This is a genomic window from Limosilactobacillus pulli (assembly GCF_947381555.1).
GTDB classification, from domain to species: Bacteria; Bacillota; Bacilli; order Lactobacillales; family Lactobacillaceae; genus Limosilactobacillus; species Limosilactobacillus pulli.
Map to the genome: position 1 here is coordinate 1 of NZ_CANCWQ010000029.1, position 20,822 is coordinate 20,822.

Annotated in this window: 16 protein-coding genes; 6 read left to right on the forward strand and 10 right to left on the reverse strand. The window is 47.0% G+C overall.

Going from position 1 to position 20,822, the window contains the following annotated elements:
• Positions 1 to 268 precede the first annotated feature (268 nt).
• Positions 269 to 1,063 carry an acetoin reductase gene (locus QOS03_RS07625; RefSeq protein WP_272208885.1) on the reverse strand — a complete coding sequence of 265 codons (795 nt, stop codon included), beginning with the start codon at positions 1,061 to 1,063 and terminating at the stop codon, positions 269 to 271.
• Positions 1,064 to 1,510: 447 nt separating this feature from the next.
• Between QOS03_RS07625 and QOS03_RS07630 the strand changes: the two genes are divergently transcribed.
• Together QOS03_RS07630 and QOS03_RS07635 are read left to right on the forward strand one after the other, a co-directional pair.
• Positions 1,511 to 3,919 (forward strand): Xaa-Pro dipeptidyl-peptidase, encoded by a 2,409-nt coding sequence (locus tag QOS03_RS07630; RefSeq protein WP_283575973.1) that lies wholly within the window; start codon positions 1,511 to 1,513, stop codon positions 3,917 to 3,919.
• 125 nt (positions 3,920 to 4,044) lie between these two features.
• Positions 4,045 to 4,959, forward strand: a complete 915-nt coding sequence (locus tag QOS03_RS07635; protein WP_283575974.1) for a proline-specific peptidase family protein — start codon at positions 4,045 to 4,047, stop codon at positions 4,957 to 4,959.
• Positions 4,960 to 5,278: 319 nt separating this feature from the next.
• On the opposite strand, the gene QOS03_RS07640 is transcribed toward QOS03_RS07635, so the two are convergent.
• Positions 5,279 to 5,716 carry a winged helix-turn-helix transcriptional regulator gene (locus QOS03_RS07640; protein ID WP_326520891.1) on the reverse strand — a complete coding sequence of 146 codons (438 nt, stop codon included), beginning with the start codon at positions 5,714 to 5,716 and terminating at the stop codon, positions 5,279 to 5,281.
• Positions 5,717 to 5,898: 182 nt separating this feature from the next.
• On the opposite strand from QOS03_RS07640, the gene QOS03_RS07645 reads away from it, so the two are divergent.
• Positions 5,899 to 6,435, forward strand: a complete 537-nt coding sequence (locus QOS03_RS07645) for an NADPH-dependent F420 reductase (RefSeq protein ID WP_283575975.1) — start codon at positions 5,899 to 5,901, stop codon at positions 6,433 to 6,435.
• A 135-nt stretch (positions 6,436 to 6,570) separates the two neighbouring features.
• A complete protein-coding gene (locus QOS03_RS07650) occupies positions 6,571 to 7,212 on the forward strand; it encodes an HAD family hydrolase (protein WP_283575976.1) in 642 nt (213 codons plus the stop codon).
• 167 nt (positions 7,213 to 7,379) lie between these two features.
• Here QOS03_RS07650 and QOS03_RS07655 read toward each other — a convergent pair whose 3' ends face one another.
• Positions 7,380 to 9,689: a glycoside hydrolase family 31 protein gene (locus QOS03_RS07655; protein ID WP_283575977.1), complete on the reverse strand. Its 2,310-nt coding sequence runs from the start codon at positions 9,687 to 9,689 to the stop codon at positions 7,380 to 7,382.
• Between the two features lie 154 nt (positions 9,690 to 9,843).
• Here QOS03_RS07655 and QOS03_RS07660 point away from each other — a divergent pair, with 154 nt between their 5' ends.
• Complete coding sequence (locus tag QOS03_RS07660; protein ID WP_283575978.1) at positions 9,844 to 10,836, forward strand: LacI family DNA-binding transcriptional regulator; 993 nt, start codon at positions 9,844 to 9,846, stop codon at positions 10,834 to 10,836.
• 32 nt (positions 10,837 to 10,868) lie between these two features.
• On the opposite strand, the gene QOS03_RS07665 is transcribed toward QOS03_RS07660, so the two are convergent.
• Positions 10,869 to 11,954: a DHHA1 domain-containing protein gene (locus QOS03_RS07665; RefSeq protein WP_283575979.1), complete on the reverse strand. Its 1,086-nt coding sequence runs from the start codon at positions 11,952 to 11,954 to the stop codon at positions 10,869 to 10,871.
• A 224-nt stretch (positions 11,955 to 12,178) separates the two neighbouring features.
• Here QOS03_RS07665 and QOS03_RS07670 point away from each other — a divergent pair, with 224 nt between their 5' ends.
• The gene (locus QOS03_RS07670; protein WP_283575980.1) at positions 12,179 to 13,519 is read left to right on the forward strand and encodes a DUF2325 domain-containing protein; all 1,341 of its coding nucleotides are present in this window, start codon (positions 12,179 to 12,181) and stop codon (positions 13,517 to 13,519) included.
• A 76-nt stretch (positions 13,520 to 13,595) separates the two neighbouring features.
• On the opposite strand, the gene QOS03_RS07675 is transcribed toward QOS03_RS07670, so the two are convergent.
• The 6 genes from QOS03_RS07675 to QOS03_RS07700 form a co-directional block, all read right to left on the reverse strand.
• A complete protein-coding gene (locus QOS03_RS07675) occupies positions 13,596 to 14,540 on the reverse strand; it encodes an L-lactate dehydrogenase (protein ID WP_283575981.1) in 945 nt (314 codons plus the stop codon).
• A 354-nt stretch (positions 14,541 to 14,894) separates the two neighbouring features.
• A complete protein-coding gene (locus QOS03_RS07680) occupies positions 14,895 to 15,458 on the reverse strand; it encodes a phosphoribosyltransferase family protein (protein ID WP_062814045.1) in 564 nt (187 codons plus the stop codon).
• Positions 15,459 to 15,474: 16 nt separating this feature from the next.
• The gene (locus QOS03_RS07685) at positions 15,475 to 16,545 is read right to left on the reverse strand and encodes an NCS2 family permease (protein ID WP_283575982.1); all 1,071 of its coding nucleotides are present in this window, start codon (positions 16,543 to 16,545) and stop codon (positions 15,475 to 15,477) included.
• Between the two features lie 217 nt (positions 16,546 to 16,762).
• Positions 16,763 to 18,091 (reverse strand): APC family permease, encoded by a 1,329-nt coding sequence (locus tag QOS03_RS07690; protein ID WP_283575983.1) that lies wholly within the window; start codon positions 18,089 to 18,091, stop codon positions 16,763 to 16,765.
• Between the two features lie 324 nt (positions 18,092 to 18,415).
• A complete protein-coding gene (locus QOS03_RS07695) occupies positions 18,416 to 19,357 on the reverse strand; it encodes an L-lactate dehydrogenase (protein WP_194177073.1) in 942 nt (313 codons plus the stop codon).
• A gap of 30 nt (positions 19,358 to 19,387) precedes the next feature.
• On the reverse strand, positions 19,388 to 20,197 hold the full coding sequence (locus tag QOS03_RS07700; protein WP_191364017.1) for a 2-keto-4-pentenoate hydratase: 810 nt from the start codon (positions 20,195 to 20,197) through the stop codon (positions 19,388 to 19,390).
• Between the last annotated feature and the right edge of the window lie 625 nt (positions 20,198 to 20,822).

The following is a 20,822-nucleotide window of genomic DNA, read 5'->3' on the forward strand; positions in this document are numbered from 1 at the left end:
ACTGGCATTCACCAATTGAGATCTTTTTGCTTAATCTGCGCCAATAGATTTGTTCAAGTTATTTCTTGCAATCTGCCGTTTTTAAAAATTTTTATTATTTTTATAACTTTTCATTCAAGACGAGTTGTCCTATAAAAGCTGATTATAAATGAGTAATTTTTCGGTAAGAATTTTATTTTAGGGAGAGAAAAAATTGAACATGCAAAAAACCGTGTCCTAGTGAGGAGCGCGGCTTTTACTTTAAATATTCAGTTTGAAAAGGCTGGAATTAGATAAATTGAATCCCGCCATCGATTTGAACGGCTTGACCAGTCATGTAGTCAGACTTGGTCGATGCCAGCCAGGATACATAGTTGGCCACGTCAGCCGGCGTTTCAACCCGGCCCAGCGTGATGGAGCCAGAGTACTTTTTAAGGTAGTCCCCTTTGTTGCCGCCCCATGCTTCAACCATCTTTTCATCGATGTAGTCCCACATGTCAGTGCCAACGATGCCTGGGCAGTAGGCGTTGACCGTAATGTGCTCACGACCAAGTTCCTTGGCAGCAGCCTGCGTCAAGCCCCGAATGGCAAACTTGGATGCGGAGTAGGCGCCAAGCATGTCAAAGGCAATGTGGCCGGCGATACTGGAGGCATTGATAATCTTGCGGATCTTATCGCCATCGTCCTGCTTGCGGAATTGCGCAGCAGCGGCCTGCATTCCGAACAGCACTGAGTAGACGTTGACGTGGAAAATCTCGTCCATGTCAGCTTCGGTTTCATCCTTGAGCAACTTGATCTGAGCAATTCCGGCATTGTTTACGTACGTGTCTAAACGGCCGAAGTTATCGACGGCAGCCTTAACGAAACGTTCGTGGCTTTCCTTCTTGGATGCGTCACCGGCTACGGATACGACTTTGCCTTCGTACCCTTGAGCGTTCAATTCTTCAACAGCTTTCTTACCGGCTTCTTCATTGCGGTTGGCGATTACGACATAATAGCCATCCTTAAGCAGCTGGTCTGTAATGCCGCGGCCAATCCCACGGTCTCCACCAGTAACGACAGCAACACGCTTTTCTTCAGACATATCATTACCTCCAATTATACAAACCAAATATGTGATAGGTTCATCTTATCATTAAAGAAAGCGCTTGATCAATTAATTTGTATAAAAAATCACAAACAATTGTCTTTGTAGATGTCATGTATTTCCTTGTTTTTTAACTTGCAAAAATAAAAACAAAGCGTTTGCAGCTGTTAATGAACTTCTGCACATAAATTACTAAATTAATCCCAATCAAATATAATTTAAAAAATTACATCAGCGCTGGGAAGCCACGGCAATTCTGGCCATCATCTTAATCATTGCCATTTCGATCTGCCATGCTCGCAAAATCCTGGCCATCCAAGCTATTGATTATTCAGCTAATGTTAAATAATTGCTGAGCCGCATCCCAGAAAACGTGAGAATGTTATAAAATATTCACTAATTAATAAGCATCAGCGCTTAGCGTAATTTGGGGAGGTTCTGCCAATGAAAAACAATCAATTTGCCATGATGAGTCTGCCTTTTGAACAGCAATGCCAAGAGCTCCAGGCTATCCAGCTTCTAAAAGAAAACGAGAGCAGTAAGCTTAAGCCCAACCAAATGTGGCAGACGCTGCTAGACAGAATCAACTGCAGCTGCATTTCTGAACCGGCATTAAAGCGTTGGCGCCAAGACATTTTGGCAACGCCTGAGCTCAATTTGAATGACTGGCTGGCAAGTGGTCAGTCGCTCAATGACCAGGCTTTCTATCTTGTCGGCCTGCAGCTGTTAGAATTTGAGCCGGCAATTGATTTTGCAATTACTGATCCATTAGCTGGGATGGATCAAATGCAGCTTTTACATCATCATTTTGAACAATGGACTACCGAAGACGTGATTGCTGCTTTTTATGATCTTTTAAATACGCATACCAAAAATGGCCAGACACTCTTGGATACACTCACGGCTCAAGGCTTGCTGAAATGGGCTCAAGCGCTGCCCGCTGACCAAAAACCGCTCTTTTTTAACGGCAAGTCACTCGCCGTTTTTGATCCGCACGAATTCATCTATGAGGTTGTCTATGTTGAAACCGATGTTGATACTGATTTCGATGATCAAGCCGATTTGGTAAAAGTTGAAATCATGCGGCCTGCTGAATCCAATCAAGGCTTGAAGGTGCCTGCCGTCTTTACCGCCAGCCCCTATAATCAGGGAACCAATGATGAATGGGGCGTAAAAGCAACCCATAACGTTAATCAAACTTTGAGCCATAAAGAACCCGGTCAAGCAGCGCCTATAGAACCTGGTTTTAATCTTCACCCACGTCATCAAGTAATCCAAGGCACGACAAAAGCCACTGAAACCTTTAGTCAGACGCCGGCCTACACGTTAAACGACTATCTGGCGCCCCGCGGCTTTGCTTCCGTCTATTGTGCCGGAATTGGGACTAGAGATTCTGATGGCCTGCAGACATGCGGCTCGCCTGAACAGGTTGAATCAATGCAGGCCGTAGTTGAATGGCTGCACGGCGATCGCACGGCTTTTTCTGATCGCACCAGCGGTCTGGCCGTCAAAGCAGATTGGTGTAACGGCAATGTAGCAATGACCGGCCGTTCTTATCTGGGGACACTTTCAACAGCCGTTGCCACGACTGGTGTGAAGGGACTTAAAGCTATCATTAGTGAAGCCGCCATTTCAAGCTGGTATGACTATTACCGTGAAAATGGCCTGGTCAGAGCAGCCGGTGGTTTTCAAGGTGAAGATGCCGATACGCTGGCAGCCGAATGCTTTAGCCGTACCAAGCGGCCTGGCGACTATCGGCGGGTTGAGAAAATCAATAATCGCTATCTGGCCCAGATGAATCTGGCAATGGATCGAAAAACCGGCAACTACAATGATTTTTGGGATCGCCGCAATTATCGCAAACGGATCGATCAAATCAAAGCCAGCGTTATGACGGTTCATGGGCTTAATGATGACAACGTTAAGCCAAGCAACGTCAAAGCCCTTTATGAAGGTCTGAAGAAAAATGCAGCCAACAGCAAGCTGATCCTGCATCAAGGCCAGCACATCTATATCAATGCCTTTCGCTCGCTGGACTTTACCGACATGGTGAATCTCTGGCTTTCCAACAAGCTTTGGAAAATCGACAATCATGCCGATGATCTGCTGCCGGCCGTATTGGTTCAAGACAATGCCACACCAGAAACCTGGACGGCCTATCAAAATTGGGATGAAGATCACAGTGCCAAATTCTATCTCAATGCTCACCAAAAGCTGAGTGAAAAAGAGCCATTGGTAACGCCAACTCGCGACTTTATCGATTATCAATGGCAGACAGAGATCTACCAGGATTGGTGCGCTCATCCCGCTCATTGGAAAAAGGCTCTGCTAAGCGAGAAGAATCGCTTCAGTCTCAGCTATCTGACCGCGCCGCTAACTGATGACTATCTGTTGCGCGGCACGCCAACCGTAAGACTAAGAGCGGCTTGTGACAATGATCATGGCCTGCTCTCTGTCTTTTTGATCGACCAGGGATCGGCCAAGCGTCTGACTGAGAATCCCGTCTTATTGAGCCGTAATGGGCTTTCACTGGGCTATCACTGGAAATATGATGATCTACGCGAATTCAAGCTGCAAAATGAGCCCACGCCTTACAAAGTGATCTCCTATGGTCATATCAATCTGCAAAACCCCCACGATTCCGCCGTCACTGAGCCACTCTACCCGAATGAATTCGTGGATCTCACTTTATCGCTGCAGCCCGTTTTCCATCGACTGCTGAAGGGACATCAGCTACGGTTGGTAATCTGCGGTACCGACTATGAAATGACTCTGCGTGGCAACGAAAAAATTAATTATCAAATCATGACTGAAAATTCGGCACTGTTTTTACCTGATTTTGAAAAATTATGATAGATTTTCTGTCACATTTGCCAAGGTGGCAGTGTTTTTGGTTTACGTTATCTAATAAAAAACGTAAAATAGTCTTTAAACTATTAATTTAGCGTTTATATCTGAGAGAATGGGAGTTGACGATTTTGAAACAAGGTACAACGATTTTAACCCTTGATAACGATTATCATTTATGGACCAATACGCAAGGCGAAGGCGACATTCATCTGCTGGCGCTGCATGGTGGTCCTGGCGGCAATCATGAATATTGGGAAGATGCTGCCGATCAATTAAAGAAGCAGGGACTTAACGTTCAAGTTCACATGTATGACCAATTAGGCTCTTTGTATTCTGATCAGCCAGACTATTCTGATCCTAAGATTGCCGACAAATACCTGACTTACGAATACTTTTTGGATGAAGTCGAAGAAGTACGGCAAAAGTTGGGAATCGATAATTTCTACTTGATTGGTCAAAGCTGGGGCGGACTGCTGGTTCAAGAATACGCCGTTAAATACGGTCAACACTTGAAGGGCGCCATCATCTCCTCGATGGTTGACGAAATCGACGAATACGTTGCCCATGTCAACAAAGTTAGAGAAGACGTCTTGCCCGCTGAAGAAGTTGCCTTTATGAAGGAATGCGAAAAGAACAACGACTATGATAACGATCGCTATCAAGCCGACGTGCAGGTCCTTAACGAAAACTTTGTCGACCGCAAGCAGCCATCCAAGCTTTACCACGTCAAGGATCTTGGCGGCACGGCTGTTTACAACGCCTTCCAGGGCGATAACGAGTTTGTGATTACTGGCAAGCTCAAAGACTGGCACTTCCGCGACCAATTAAAGAACATCAAGGTACCAACCCTGCTGACGTTCGGGGAACACGAAACCATGCCTTTGGATACTGCCAAGACCATGGAAAAAGAAATTCCAAACGCCAAACTGGTTACTACGCCAAATGGGGGTCATCACCACATGATCGACAACCCTGACGTCTACTACAAGCATTTGGCTGATTTTATTCGTGAAGTCGAATCTGATACTTTTAATTATGCCTAGCCGGAAATCCCGTGACTTTAGTCATGGGATGGATAGGCCTGCTATGATCTAATCCTTATAGATAGTAATTAACTTAGTAACTGCCTCGCTGAGAACCAAAGTGAGTATTACAGCATTATAAGACTGACTATCTAACAACTATTGATATATCATTCCTATGGCAACCTGGGAATGTAAAAGGCATTGGTAATTAGATGATCACTGCTCAAGCAACTGTGGCTGTTTGAGTAAATCGTCCGTATCTATGCAAATTGTGGTTCAGACACTCAATATCGGGGTGTCTGCTCACAAGCCATCGACTTTAGCCGATGGTGGTTGACTAAATAAGCAAAACGCTCTGCCTAAAATTTAAGCAGGGCATTTTTGTTTGATTATGGTTGCTTTTGCGCAAAATCGGTTTCCGGCTGTTCATTCGTCTTATTTTTTCGGGATGACTGGCCAGATACTGATTTCCCCAACTATGAATTGCTTTTAAGATCGGATCCATGCTTTGTCCAAGGCTGGTCAAGCTGTATTCAACGTGTGGCGGTACTTCGGGAAAGACTTGCCTTTGTACGATTCCATCTACCGTCATCTCGTGAAGGCTTTGTGTCAGCATCTTTTGACTGATACCAACAACGTTGCGCTGCAGCTCACTATATCTTTCGCTTGAATGAATCAGCAGTTCTCGCATAATCAGAATCTTCCACTGACTATTCAACAGTGAAAGCGTGGTCGCGACTGGACAGCTGCCATCTTGAGCTAATTTTTTCGTCAAATTTAATTTCTCCTTTATTTAAAGGATTTCACAATTCTTACCAATTGGTGCGTAGCAAACTTAAAAGTCGGAACTTACTAAAAGTAAGGTTTATTCTTATTAAAATCTACAATGATATAAGAAAACAGCTTTTAGAACCAGGAGGACAAAAAATGTAAATCACAATTTTCGGTAAAGGCAATATGGGACAAGCAATCGGTAAAAACTTTGCCGATGCTGGCAATGATGTTCAATACTACGGCTCAAAAGACACTGCCGAACGCCTCGGCGACATCGTAGTTATGGCCGTTCCATATCCAGCATTGGCAGCACTTGCCAAGCAGTACCAAACCAAGCTGGCTGGTAAAATTGTCGTTGATATCACTAACCCATTGAATTTTGAAACTTTTGACGAACTGGTAGTGCCAGCTGACAGCTCAGCAGCGCAACAACTGCAGAAACTGCTGCCGGCAAGTACGGTACACACTACTTTCGCAGCTACGCTTCAAAGCGGCAAAATTGGTGATCTGCCAACAACGGCTCTGGTCGTTGGCGACGATGAAGATGCCAAGGAAACCTTTAAGGCAGCCTTAGCAGACAGTGCTTTGCGAGTATTGGATGCTGGTAAGCTCAAGCGGGCTCGTGAGCTGGAATCACTTGGCTTTTTGCAGCTGACCCTGGCAGCCAGTGAAAAAATCGGCTGGGACGGCGGTTTCGGCATCGTTGGCGTTAACAAATAGAACTTTTATAATAGAGCTTCTCTCGCGTTACCTTGGCAAAGCCAGGTAGCGCATTTTTCAATATTTTCATAAAGAGATTTGCGGTACAATTAAGGCGTTGAGGTATGGTCCACATACAGGAGGATTTTATTTTTGATGATTAAAAACTACATTTTCGACATTGATGGTACCCTGATCAATACAATTGACATGTACATGCCGGCAATGATTGAAATTTTAGAGAAGTACGGCTTTCATACAGATCCTGCCGAAGTAGAACAGAAAAAGCATGATTTATTTGGCATTACCGGTTTGGACGCTTTAAAGATTGCTGGCGTCGCCGATGAAAAATTGCGTCGCCAAATGCAGCAGGAATGGTTCAAACTGGCTTATCAAAGAGAAGATCGCGTTAGAGTGTTTGAAGGAATTCCAGAAACGCTTTTAAAACTATCCCAACGTCCCGACACTCAGATAGCAATTGCCACTTCCAAGCTGCGTGACGAGTATGACAATCATTTTGCCAATCTATTTACTTTTGCCAACTTGTTTGACATTGTTATCACCTCAAATGATACCGATCGCCATAAACCTGACCCAGAACCGGTTTTGGCAGCATTAGATCAAATGCATGCTACTCCAGAAACCGCCATCTACGTTGGTGACACAATCAATGACGAAAAAGCCGCGCATGCAGCCGGTGTTAAATTTGCGGCTGCCTTATACGGTGCTGCCAATCCAGAAAAAATCATGGATAGTGAGTTTTTGCTTCATCAACCAGCTGATCTATTAAAGATCTAAAATCGCTGATAACACTTGACTTAGGGTAGAAAGAGGCTGGGAATAAAGTCTCAAAACAGAAAAATGGCTGAAGATTGCGTGACTTAAAACGTTGATCTTCAGCCATTTCTATTATTAAAGTTGTTTTATTTTGTCAGAAAAATTAGTTTTTTCCCAACCTCTTTATTTTACCTTTGCCGATAGCTGCCAGATTTTTCATCATAGTTAAATTCAAGGCGCTGATCAGCCGTTTCAACGCAAATCTTTTGATAGTTGGGACCATAGCCATGTTTGGTCAGCTCAACTAATGCCTGACCATTTTCATCAACCTCGACGTAGTATTCGTTATATTCACCATCCTGATAGGCAAAGTCTAGCCCATTGTCTTGATAGTGCATATATGAGCCACATTCACCGTAGACTCTAAACGTCATAATCTGATCAGGTTTATCGCTGACATGCATGGTTTTGCATCCCCATGGCAAGATCGTATTGGCTTTGATAAACAATGGCAATTTATCGATTGGTGCATCGACAACGATAGTCTGCCGACCGGCATAAGATGCATGATTCCAAAAATCAATCCATTCACCCGCTGGCAAGTAGACCAGGCGTTTTGTCGTCTGTGGCGTAACGACCGGTGCAACCAAAATACTGGTGCCAACCATATATTCATCGTTGATACTGCGAGCCTGTGGATCATGATCATAATTCAATACCAAAGGTTGCATAACCGGCAGCCCGGCTTGAGTCTCATGGCGGAATTGATCATACAAAAACGGAATCAAGCGGTATCTTAGATTCAAGTACTTACGGTAGATGTTAAGCGTCTGTTTATCAAATGCCCACGGTTCTTGATAGCGTGTCCCCAATGCGGCATGATTACGGAACAGTGGTACGAATAGCGCTGACTCCAGCCACCGTATCAACAGCTCACCGGTCGCATCTGCTTGAAAACCACCAATATCAGTTCCCGCAAACGCAAAGCCACTCAATCCTAAATTGGTCAGCTGAGGAATTGACAGCTGTAGATGGCTCCAAAGACTCTGATTGTCACCCGTCCAAACAGTAGAGTATTTTTGCGTTCCTGCGTAACAAGCACGCGTAATGACATATGGTCGCCGTCCGGTTTCAGCTTTTAACCCCTCATAAGCTGCCTTAGCCATATTATGACCATAAACATTATGCATTCGGCGATGGTCGCTAATCTGCTCTTCATCATGAAACTCTAGATTTTCCGGCAGTGGTCCGTTAAATGATGCAGGCTCGTTCATATCGTTCCAGATTCCGCAGGTACCTAGATCGGTAAAGAACTTAACGTGTTTGGCCCACCATGCTCTAACCTCAGGCCGACCAAAGTCAGGAAAGACCGATTTGCCTGGCCAGACTGCATTGACATAAACCGTACCATCCGGATTCTTAACAAAATATCCTTGTTCAAGACCTTCTTGATAAAGATCATAGTCTGGATCCTCTTTGACCCCAGCATCAAGAATCGGCATCAAGCGAATTCCACGCTTACGCATCTGTTCGACAAATTCTTTAGGATGCTGATATTTTTTGGTATCCCAAGTAAAGTCGCGATAGCCGTGCATATAGTCGATATCCAGATGAATCACATCGATTGGCAGCTCGTACTCTTCAAACTTTTCGGCTAATTCCTCAACTCGCTCTTGGCTGATACTGTATCCCCAACGTGACTGTTGGTATCCCAGCATCCATTTTTGCGGCATTGGAACGCGACCGGTCAAATAGGTATAGTTGGCTACGACTTCTTTTAGACTGTGCCCGCCGAGAATGTAATAGTCAAGATTGCCATCAATTGCCGAATAGAAGTAATAATGCTCACTTTCCTTGCCCAGGTCAAAATGACTTTGATAGGTATTATCAAAAAACATGCCATATGGATGCCCATTCTTTAATCCATAAACTACTGGAATCGACTTATAGAGCTTAGTCGTCGCTTCAGTATGCACTTGGGGGACGTCGCTGTTCCAATTGTCATAGTCATAGCCGCGCTTGTTCAAAAAGCCTGTCTTATCACCCAAACCATAAAACTGCTCATCAGCGGCCAGCGTTTTAACGACTTCATAATAATGTGACTCATGGTGAAGCTCATCAGCAACCGAGTGTCCCTCCGCCAAAACCGTCTTCCGGTGCTCAGCATCTAAATCGCTTGCAAGTGGCTGACGTGATCCGCGATAGTCGATAATCAGCGGATTGCCTAGTGAGTCATAAACGTCCAGCTTCTCATCATCATAGGCCTTGATCAAAAGCTGTGCCGTTTCCAGTTCTACATGATCACCCTTATCGAATACGTTTACCTTGGTTTTTTGTTGCTTATTGCCTTCGATTGCATATGAATTTCTGGAGCGACCGTGATCCTGGAAGACATGCACAATGCCTGGCGTCAGTACGGTCAACTCAAGCTTGCCTTGCTCATAGTTCAGCTGCAGCGATTGTTGGTTAAATTGAAAATCTTTTAGTTTACTGCTCATGGTTCGACTTCCTTTGCCTGATAATCTACGGCTATCCTACCACTCAGCGTAAACGTTTACAACAAGGATTTAGAAGTTTCGGTAAGCGTTTATAGAAAACATCTGCATGCTATAATGAATATATAAATTAAATTACGAAAGAAGGCTGGTTGCCATGGTCGCCAATAAGCCCACCATCAAAGACGTTGCCCGTCAAGCCGGTGTTTCAATTGCTACGGTTTCGCGAGTAATGGCCAAAAAAGCCAACACCTATACTCCCCAAACTGCCCAACGAGTCTGGGATGCTGCTGCCAAATTAGACTATCGAAAAAACAGTGTGGCGGCTGAATTAGCCATGCGTTCCAGTGACACGATTGCCGTAATCGTTAATAACACTCCAACCAATTTTTCGACCGGTATTTTGGATGGTATGCAGCAGACCGCTCTTGCCCATGATCATCACATCATTATTCTTTATGCCGGTGATCATAATGAAAAGCTGCTCCATCAAGCCATCAAGGACGCTACTGCAGGCCCTCGTGCCGGCATTTTGCTGGTTGGCAGCGAGATTGATCTCAAAAGCCTTAAAATGCTGCAGGATTCACAGATTCCAGTCCGCCTGGTTTCCAATTATTCATATGAATTGCCATTACAGTTTATCAGCTCAGACAATACCGAGCTGGCGGCTCAAAGTGTCGAATACTTAATCCAAAAGGGCCACCGCCGCATTGGTCTTTTTGGCATTAATCATTCACATACTGGTCTCCAACGCCGCGCCGGCTATCAAAAAGCCATGTATGAACACCATCTGCCAATTGAACAGGATTGGATTCGATATGGCGACTACAGCTACGAGGCTGGCCAAACCATCATGCAGCAATGGCCAGACCTTAAACTGAGCGCGGTAGTGGCTGCCAGTGACCTGGTCGCAATGGGAATCATGCGTCAAGCTGCGCAAATGGGGATCAAGATTCCGCAAGATCTTTCCATCGTCAGCATTGATGGTACTTTTCTTTGCGAGATTACAGATCCGCAGCTGACCAGTGTTACCCAGGACTTTTATCAAATCGGCGTTAACAGCGTCTTAGACCTGCTTGGTAACGCTCCTTCTGAACTGGTGCCATTCAAGCTGATTGAGCGCGGCAGCGTAGCAGAATTGCCAAAATAAAATCGGATTCGCCAATTGACGAACCCGATTTTTTAGTCTTCCTTTTTGCCGAATAAGGCTGCTAGCTTTGCTGCCATGTCTGGATCGAGATTATCTGCCAGTGTGCTTTCGGTTTCTGCTTTTTCTTCTTTTTTGACGCTTGTCATCTGCTCAAGTTCATCAGCAACCGCCTGCTCACCCAAGCGAATCGGATTGATGTCCAATCGTCCACCAGCTGCATCAGCATGGCCACCGCCTTGATAATAGGTTTCCGCAAATTTTGCCACGTCAATTTTGCCATTGCTGCGTAAAGAAACACTCTTAGGACTAATTACCAGCACGGCATCTAAAGCTGGCTGCTGTGTCAGTAATTCATGCGCGATTTCCGATTTATAGTCGCTGGCATAGACGATTCCAAATTGATGACCATCTGCCGTTACCTTAACCACGTCTTTTAAGTGCGACTTCAAATACTTAGCACGTCGATCATTTAAGGTTTGAATCAACAGGTCGTTGTCTTGCCGATACGTTGTCCAGCCCTTGTCAAAAACGCTTTGAACAAATTTTTCGGAATACTCAAGTGGATAAAACCAGAACAACTGATTGAAATTATCGGCTGCTTGGCGCTCTTTTTCGCTCATATCAGGATCATTTTGCCAATCCCACGTATCATAGGCACGAATCAGTTCCACCAGTTCCGCTAACTGCTGCTGTCGCTCTTGGCTTAACTTGTCAAAGTTCGGCAGCGTTTGAAGCCAGTCCCATACCAAACTGGTTGCGCTGGGATTGATTTTGGCATCAGCTGGCTTGATCGTATTGGCCGCAAACTTTTGCCGCAATGCCGCTTCAGTTTCATGGTGGTCAAAAACCAACCAGTGATTGGCAAACTGCTGATTGAGCTCCTGCATCGTATGCTCGCTGTCTGGCGTCATATCCATAATCCAGACATCCGTTGTCGTGGCAGTTGCGGGACTTTTGAACCAGTAGTCCAGCTCACTGTCGATTCTGCCGGCGCCGATACTGGTCAGATCAAACTCGGCATCGGGAAACATAACGTCTTGGACCGTCTTGACCAATACTGGCGCCCCAAAGCCGTCCAGATCGTTATGCGAAAAAATTTTAATATTGCGCTTAGCCATAACTAACTTCCTTTATGATTTTGTCTTTATTATAACCGATTCAGCAGTCAAATAAGCGCTTCGCCAACAAAACCGAACCGCTTTTTGGTTTCAGCATCCCTTTAACTGATTTGACAGCCATCGCTTAGCCATAAATCCAAATAAGTTCAGGCTTGACAACTGACATGTCCGCTTGGCTTTGCTAAGATGGAAGCAGTCAATCTTTAGAAAAGAGGAATTTTGTTATGGTCTATGATTATCGTCATGAATTAATCGAACTTTTAAACCATACCACCGGTGATCCGGAGAGTCTGCTGCAGACTCAGCGCAGTCTAACGATCATCGTTGATCTGCTCAATCAATTGCAGCCCGCAGACCAAAAATCGTCGCGCCCTGCCAGTCAATCTGCCAAGCCTGGCTATAAGATTCGCCGTGGCGTCAACACCCCCAAGATCACGCTCAATCATCTTTCCCAAACGCCGAAAGCCGACGCAAGCGAACGTCCACAACGTGATCAGGCCGCCAATGCGACAATCAGCAAGACCCAGGATCCTCAAGCGCCTAAAGTTAGCGATAATCAGGCCTACTTAAGAAAAGCTCTGGCCAATCAAGAAGCTGAAAATAACACAGCAGCTGACAATGTGCCACCTGAACTTTCTGAAGTCGAACTTTTGGCCCGTGACAACTGCTACCCGGTTCATCGTCTATTAAGTGGGGCCGAAATCAATCATCGCTTCTATTCTGAAAGTATTTTGCACAAGCTGCCATTTCCAATCAATGATGGCGACGTCGTGCAGCTGGATCGCCAACGCTTGATCCATGGCAAATTGCCAGCTATCAATCGTGTTACCAATGATCATCTGGCAATCAGCACCACGCCAACCAAGGTCATCGAATATGCCACCTTGGAACCCGTTGCTGGATCAGACGTGCTCCAGATCAAAAAAACGCTTAAGGGTAATTCGATTCTGGATGAGTCGCATGCCAATACAATCGTAATCGACCCTTACAAGTATGCTAGCCGCAATCTCAAGCCTGGCATGATTATCGACTTTGCCTATTATGACCATGGCAACGGGATGCGTGATGCCAAAGCTGGCGAGATTCGCTGGATTCATAGTGAGCATGAGTTTGACACCACCAAGACGCCACGCAAGCTGCAAAAGCCTAAAAAAGTCACCAACCAGCGTCATGATTACACCGACAAGCTCGACTATGACCTCAAGCAAAAGCACGTCCTGGTCGTTACCGGTATGCGCAGCAAGGTTCAAGACCTTAAGCCGGTTATTGCCAAGCACCATGGCGTCTTTTATGGTTTGGATGCCTCAATGGAAGAAAAAGTCTCCAGCAGCAAGCTGAAAAAGGCTGTTAAGGATGCTGATCTGGTAGTTGTCTGCATCGATAAGATCCACCATCGCATCAGTCAGCTGACGACTCATCATGCCAAGCGCTATGAACGACCATTTGCTATTGCAAATACCACCAGCAATACGGCAGTCGAACGAGCCATCTTTAGAGCTTTGAATGGCCAAAGTGCGTTTGAAAGCAGCAGTCAGGAAATGTCTAAATACGTTAGCGCCGACTAGTTGTGAAAACAATTGCTCAGTCTGTTGGACGCAAAAAAGGATGTGCCTATCTGACACATCCTTTTTTGGTTGGTTTTTATTCGTTGTCTAGCTTAACTGATACATCGTCAAAACGGTCCTTAACGTATTTGGCAGAAGCTGCCAGCTTTTCTTTTTCTTCATCGGTCAGATCAAGCTGCAGCTGGCGAACCAAACCTTGACGACCAATGATAGCTGGGTAGCCAACGTAAGTACCGTATTCTTCACGGAAATTGGAAACCGGCAGTTCGGCATGTGCATCGTTCAATACGGCCGTAACCAGACGCAAAGCCGCAGCAGCAATCCCAAAGTTGGTATGCTTCTTGCCATGGAAGACAACGTAGCCGCCTGCCCGAACGTCTTCTGCCAGTTGGTCCAGATCAACGTCATCACGGTCCTTGGCCAATTCGACGACAGGATGACCCATTACGCGAACCTGTGACCATGCGGAGAATTGGGAATTGCCGTGTTCACCAAGGTTGTAGCCGGATACCGAGCGGGGATCGACATCAAACTTCTGACCAACGACTTTCTTCATCCGAGAGGTATCAAGCAGCGTTCCGGTACCGATAACCTGCGTCTTTGGCAGCCCAGTGTATTTTTGGAACAGTGCCACAATCACGTCACAAGGATTACTGATCGAAACCAGCACGCCATGGAAGCCGACTTCTTTTAATTTGGTGCCGACTTCTTTGGCCGCCTTGCTGGTAACCTTTAATTCAACGAAACGATCATGCTTGGCATCATCATTTTGAACGCCAATGCTACCGACCGCGATTACGACGACATCGGCATCAGCCAGCGCTGCATAGTCGTTGCGTACCACCGTAGTATGGGTTGGCAGGTTAGCTGCCGCATCCTCAAAATCAGTCGCATCAGAATTCAGCTTCAATTCGTTGGTATCAATCAATACCAGCGTATCCGCCGTTCCCGCCACCAACATATTGTTGGCCAGTGTAGAGCCAACATTTCCTGAACCAATAACACCAACTTTTCGTGTCATAATACGCACGACCTTTCTCACTTTTTTTTAATCTTTTAATTTATGACTAAGAATTTAACATTTTTAGATTCAAAGTCAACTCATTTCAAAAAAACTAAAGTAAAATAAGAATTTAGCCATTATATAAAACTTTAAAAACTATTTTTTATTAATAAAAATGAGGCTGGGAGAAAACGATGGTTTTCTCACCAGCCTCTTGCTAGTTCTTAACTATTATAAAGATAACGTGCGAAATAACCACAAGGCTTGTATCTAACTACGAACGCTAGCCAGCCCGTGCCAACTATCGTTCTAGGTTAGCCATACGCCCTGTCGAGAAGGCTATTTCCCACTCACAATTCTGCTTGGAAATACTTAGGCCTTGATAGTACCGTCGGGTTTGAACAGCGGCAGCTTAGCAAGAAAAATGATGTCGTCGCGCTTGGCGGCGTCCCCCTCAGCGAGGATAGCGACCTTGCCGACAACGTGGCTACCAGCCTTTTCTAGCAGGGTAGCAGCTGAGTGAATGGAGCTGCCGGTGCTAATCACGTCGTCAACGAGCAGAACTTTCTTTCCTTGAAGCAGCTGGGCGTCCTGACCGTCGAGAACCAATTCCTGCTTCTGCTTAGTCGTAATTGAATTAACGTCCTGCTCTAGCGGTTCGCGCATGTAGCCCTTGATCGATTTGCGGATAACGAAGGAACGGGGGTGTCGTGTGGCGAGGCTGAGGTCGTGGGCGAAGGGAATGCCCTTACTTTCCACTGTCACGATGTAGTCAAACTGTGCTGGCAGCTGAGGTCTAAGCATGTCAGCGGCGGTGAGGGACAATTCGTCATCTCCGAGGAGGACAAACGAAGCGATGGCCGTGTCCGCACTGATGGGGATAATTGGCAGTCTGCGCTTCAGGGGACCGAGTTTTAGTTGGTAATAGTTAGTCACGGTGAGCCTCCTTAAATTAAAGACCAAGCAGTGGCAGGACAAACTTCATTGCTCCACCGGCCAGTAAACCGGTGAAGGGATCGACGAGAGCGGTAATCACCAGCGTGGTCGCGGCAGTCAGCTGTTCCTTGCCGGCCAGGGCGGTGGCGGCATTTTCCGGAAAAGTCACAAAGAGGCCGAGGACCAGCAAAAAGCCGGCGATGGAGCTGCTGGGGACGTACTTCCCAATCTTGGGCAGCCAGCCGACGAACAGGATCACGGCCATGATCAGCATCATTAAGACTCCGGCAATCACTGGTTCTGGGGCGCTCGCCGTCGCGGAGATGATTGTTTCGACCGGGGCACCGCCGAGCAGGCTGGTTCCCATGTCGGCCAGGGCTTGGGAGGAGGTCAAGAGGTTCAGGTTGACGGGGTTGGGCTTAATCCCGGTCATTTGCCCGGTAATCAACCCGTATGAGAGGTTAGCTCCGAGATTTAAGCAGGCCAGGCCTAGTGCTCCCCGCAGAATTCGCAGGTTGAAGAGCGGCTTGGTGAAAATGAAACGGCGGACAGTGACGTTCTGGGGCAACTCGTTTTGGTAGTGTTCAACGAAGACCGCAAAGAGGCTTGATAGAATGACGGACAGGCAAATTGTCCAGACCAGGTCCTTGGAAAGCAAGTAGGTCATGACGGCTACCGCAATGGAAACCCAGCCGGTCCAGCCGTGGCCCTTGCTCATGTTGAGGGCGATTTTCGCTAGCATGATGCCGACGCCGGCCATCATGGCGGTGATGATATGGTTGCCAAACACCTGCACGATCCTGGTCAGCGTCCCGGTGAGCCCGATAATCAGCATGATGATCGAGCCACCAAAAATGATCGAGGTATACTCGCGGGTGTTTTTCCCCAGATTGCCGGTCAACGCGAGCGACTCGGCCTGGAACGAAACCGGGGCGACGGAATTAAAAGCAAGGTTAATCCCAGAGACTAAGAGAAATGAAAACGTGGTGGGAAAAACGGCAAAGCCAAGGCCCATCGCCATAATCCCCTGGGGAATCCCGTTAAGGACAACGCCGAGCGCCGCCATAATATCTGCAAACCAGTGCATGATAACCTCCTAAATACGAACAATACAAATTAAATTTCAAATATCGTTTAGATTTGACTTGATAATACAATGAAAATAGTTAAAAATCAATCGTTATTTTAAAAATCGTCGTTTAATGTTCGGCATTTACGAAGAAGTGATTAAAAAACACCGCAAATCGGCTGGCAGGCAGCAGATTTACGGCGTTCGTCTTTCAGCGCGCAGTAAAGGCACTTTTTTACATCCGCTTGGCATCCATTCGTTTAACAGCGTAGAAGATGGGAAGGCCAACGATGACGATTCCGATGAAGAGCAGGACACCGGCCGGATCGTTGAACAGTTCGCTGACCAGGACGAAGATTCCACCGGCAATCGCAATGATTGGGACAAGCGGGTAAAGAGGGGTGCTGAAGGGACGGTTCTCCTTATTTTTCTTTCTTAGAATAAAGATCCCAAAAAATGCTAACAGGTAGAAGCAGTAAACAGTGAAGACACAGAGATCCGAGAGGTGGTCAGGATCGAAGAAGAACATCATCACCGTTGCGAGGGCCACAATGAACAATGTGGCAATGACGGGCGACTTCCCCTTGGGCGTAACAAACGATAGAAAACGCGAGAATGGCAGGTCGCCCCGGCGTGCCATTGCGTAAACAATCCGTGGGAAGGTAATCATTTTTCCGTTCAGGGTTCCCATCATCGAGATGATAATTCCGGCCGAGAGAAGTTTGCCACCAATCGCGCCAAAGGCTTTAGTTGCTAGATAGGCAGTGGCATTTTCACCCAGACGGTGGATTAAGTTCGCCGGCAGGAACTTGAGGATTCCGATAGTAATTAACGTGTAGATTATTAGGACAGCGGTAATTCCCAAGATGATTGCCCTTGGTAGCAGCTTTTGCGGGTTCTTCATCTCACCACCAAGGTTAGCGATTAGGATCCAACCGTCGTAACCGAAGAGGGTTGCTAAGACGGCGACACCGAAGCCCCCAGTAGCGTGTTGAACTTCGGTAACGGTTTGACCGAAGGAGTGCTGGTTACCAAAGAGGAGACCAAAGATAATGATTGCTGCGATCGGGATCATTTTCCCCGTCGTTGTAATGATGGCAAAGATTGCCCCAACCTTGTTTTCGAAAAGGTTCATCACACCGATTGCCAGAACAGTGATGACGGCCAGTGGAATCCGCCACGCGGTGCCAAGACCAAAGAAGTTGGCCATTAAGATACTCATAAACCCGGCAACCGAAGCGATGATTGCGGGGCCGTAGATGATTATCTGCATCCAGCCGGCAAGGAAACCGAGAATCCGGTCGTAGAGATTTTCAATATAGACGTAAAGGCCACCGGTGTATGGCATTTGCGCCCCAATTTCGGCGATGGTTAACCCACCAGTTAGGGTAATAATTCCCCCGAATACCCAGGCAGCAATGGCGAGAGTTGACGAACCGGCACTATCAAGGCCAGAACCCTGCTTGAAGAAAATTCCTGAACCAATAATTGTCCCCACGACAATCGAAATTGCCGACCAAAAACCTAACGACCGTTTTAGTTCTTCTGTTGGTTGATTATTCATCACCATTCCTCCAATTCAAAATCGGCATAATAAAACCGGGTCCACCCGTAACCATCTGGAAATTGCCAAATGATTAAGTGAACCCGGTAATTTATTAGACCGTTCTATTTTAGGTACACTAAAACCACTCAGCCTCGAATAGAGCTAGAGGCTGAGGAGGAAGATTGCTGCAATTGATTAGCAAATACTAACATTAACATTGATCTTTCTCCTTTCGTGTACTCGATGTTTATTAGAGTATCATTAGAGTTTTAATTTTGCAAGCCAAAAAATGTTCTAATCTATGCTTCATGGTTGGTCATACTTCACTAAAGTGTCAAGCGTTTATTCTGCCTGGGCCGCCCGTTCTTCTTCCGCCTGCAAACGTTCCTTGATGTACTTGGCGGAGGTGGCGAGCTTTTCCTGCTCTTCCGCGGTTAAGTCGAGTTGCAATTGCTCGACGACCCCGTCGCGGCCGACCACTGCCGGGTAGGAAAGGTAGGTGCCGTATTCGGCCCGGTAGTTGGAAACCGGCATAATGGTTCGTGAGTCACTGAGGAGGGCGTTGGTTAAACGGACCGCAGCGGTTGCCACCCCGTAGTTGGTGTACTTCTTTCCCTGATAAACCAGGTAGCCGCCTTGGCGGGCCCGTTCTTCTAAGTCGGCGAGGTCTAAGTCCCGTTCCTTGACCAGCTCTAGCAGGGGCTTGCCGAGAACCCGGACGGTGGACCAGGCAGTGAACTGGGAATTCCCGTGTTCACCGAGGTTAAAGCCGTCGACCGAGCGGGAGTCGACTTTGAGGGCTTCTCCGACCCGGGCCCGCATCCGAGCAGAGTCCAGCAGGGTCCCAGTTCCCATGACGTGCTCCTTTGGCAGGCCAGTTAATTTTTGGTACATCGAAGTGATGACGTCACAGGGGTTTGTGACATCGACCAGTTTGCCGTGGAAACCATTATCGACCAGCTTCTTGGCGACCAACGGCACTTGGGTGCGGGTGAATTTAAATTCGGCAAAGCGGTCGTGGTCGGGGGTGTCGACTAACTTAGATTTACCGAGGGCGGAGACGACCACGTCACAGTCTGCCAGTTGAGAGTCGTCGTTTACCGTTAGATTGGTGTGGAAGGGCAGGTTTGCCATGGCGTCACGAAGGTCGAGGGCATCGGCCTGGACCTTGGCTTCATTTGTGTCGTAAAGTGCTAAATCATCGGCGAAACCACCGGCGACGAGGTAATGTGCAACTGTGGCGCCAACGTGGCCCATTCCAACTACTGCTACTTTTCTTGTCATAATAAAACTTCCTTTCGTATGTGCGCTTAATTAGTCGACGACGTTAACCGTGACGTTACCGAAACCGTGGTCAAACTTTGCTTCCCACTTGCCTGCAGTCAGGTGCGGCGGCAGGAGGAAGGTCCCGGAGGAAACTAATTGTCCGGCCCGGAAAACCTTTCCCTGGGCGGCGAGTTTCTTAACCAGCCAGGCGAGGGATTCGAACGGGTTCCCGAGGACCTCGCTGGAGCTGCCGGTGGCTTCTTCCTTGCCATCGTGGTAGAGGGTCACGTTGACGTTGGCGGCGTCCGCAACGGTTGGAAAAACCTCAGCACTTGGGCGCTCCTCGCCGTAAACGACGAATCCGCCGACCGCGCAGTCACTCATCACGCTGAACTTGTCGAGGTCGGGGAACCAGTCGGCAAAGCGGCTGTCCGGCAATTCGACGGTTCCGCATACCGTGGTCTTGTGGAGGAGGTCATCCAAACTATCGGTTGCCAGCAGATCTTCAGTGGCCCGGAAGCCAAGTTCGACTTCGAGCAGGGGAGCCATTGTCTGTTCTTTTAAGGATAAGTGGGCCGGGGCCGGCAGGAAGTGGGAGTCGACTTGCTGCCCGTAGAGGGGACTGTCAGAATCAAACATGTCCTGGGTCTGTTTGGAGGTTAAGGAAACCTTGTAGCCGCCGGTCGGGAGTTTCTTGAGGGCGACGAAGCGGTCCTGGACGGCATAGGCGGTATCGTCATCGGTTACGACGCCCTGCCAGTCAGCCATCCGGAGGGGTTCCTTACTTTGGTAGGCCTTTGCGAGGGCCTGGGCAAATGCTTCTTGTTGTTGGTTTAAGGTAACGTGTTGTTCAGTCATTGTAATTTCCTCCTTGTGACTTAGCCGCCGTTACCTTTTGCCTGTGTAAACAGGCTAATCGTTAACTACGACTAAGAATTATTGTTTTGATAATGTTTTCCTGATTGGATTTGAATGTTGCTAATGTCGCTGTCTGTCATGACCATCACCACCTTTAAGATTGACGAAGAAATAAAAAGAGCGTCCTTCCCGGCTCCTATAAGTAGGAACTGAAAAGGACGCTCTGAGCGTGGTACCACCTTTCTTTACGGCTATTAAACCGCCTTAACCAACTGCCGTCCGTAAACGGCAATTAGCCGGCACGATAATGGGTGCTACCAGTACGCTCTACTTGATTCTTCGTTCGACATACGACTCCCGAGTGATTGAAGCGCACGGTCCATCTGCTGGTTCGCACCACCCACCAGCTCTCTGCTACCGGTTCGTGCCCTCGTTCTCGATCAACGTCTTTTGTAATAATTGATTGTTTGTAGGATAGCACCCTATTATGACAAAATCAAGAGAAAAATTAAAAAAAGATGTGAAAACATGATGGCAATAAAAAGGACGAGGCTGGGAATTAACTATTATTTTCTAGCTTCTAACTAAGAAAATGCGAACTATGATTTTTGATTTAATCAAAAAT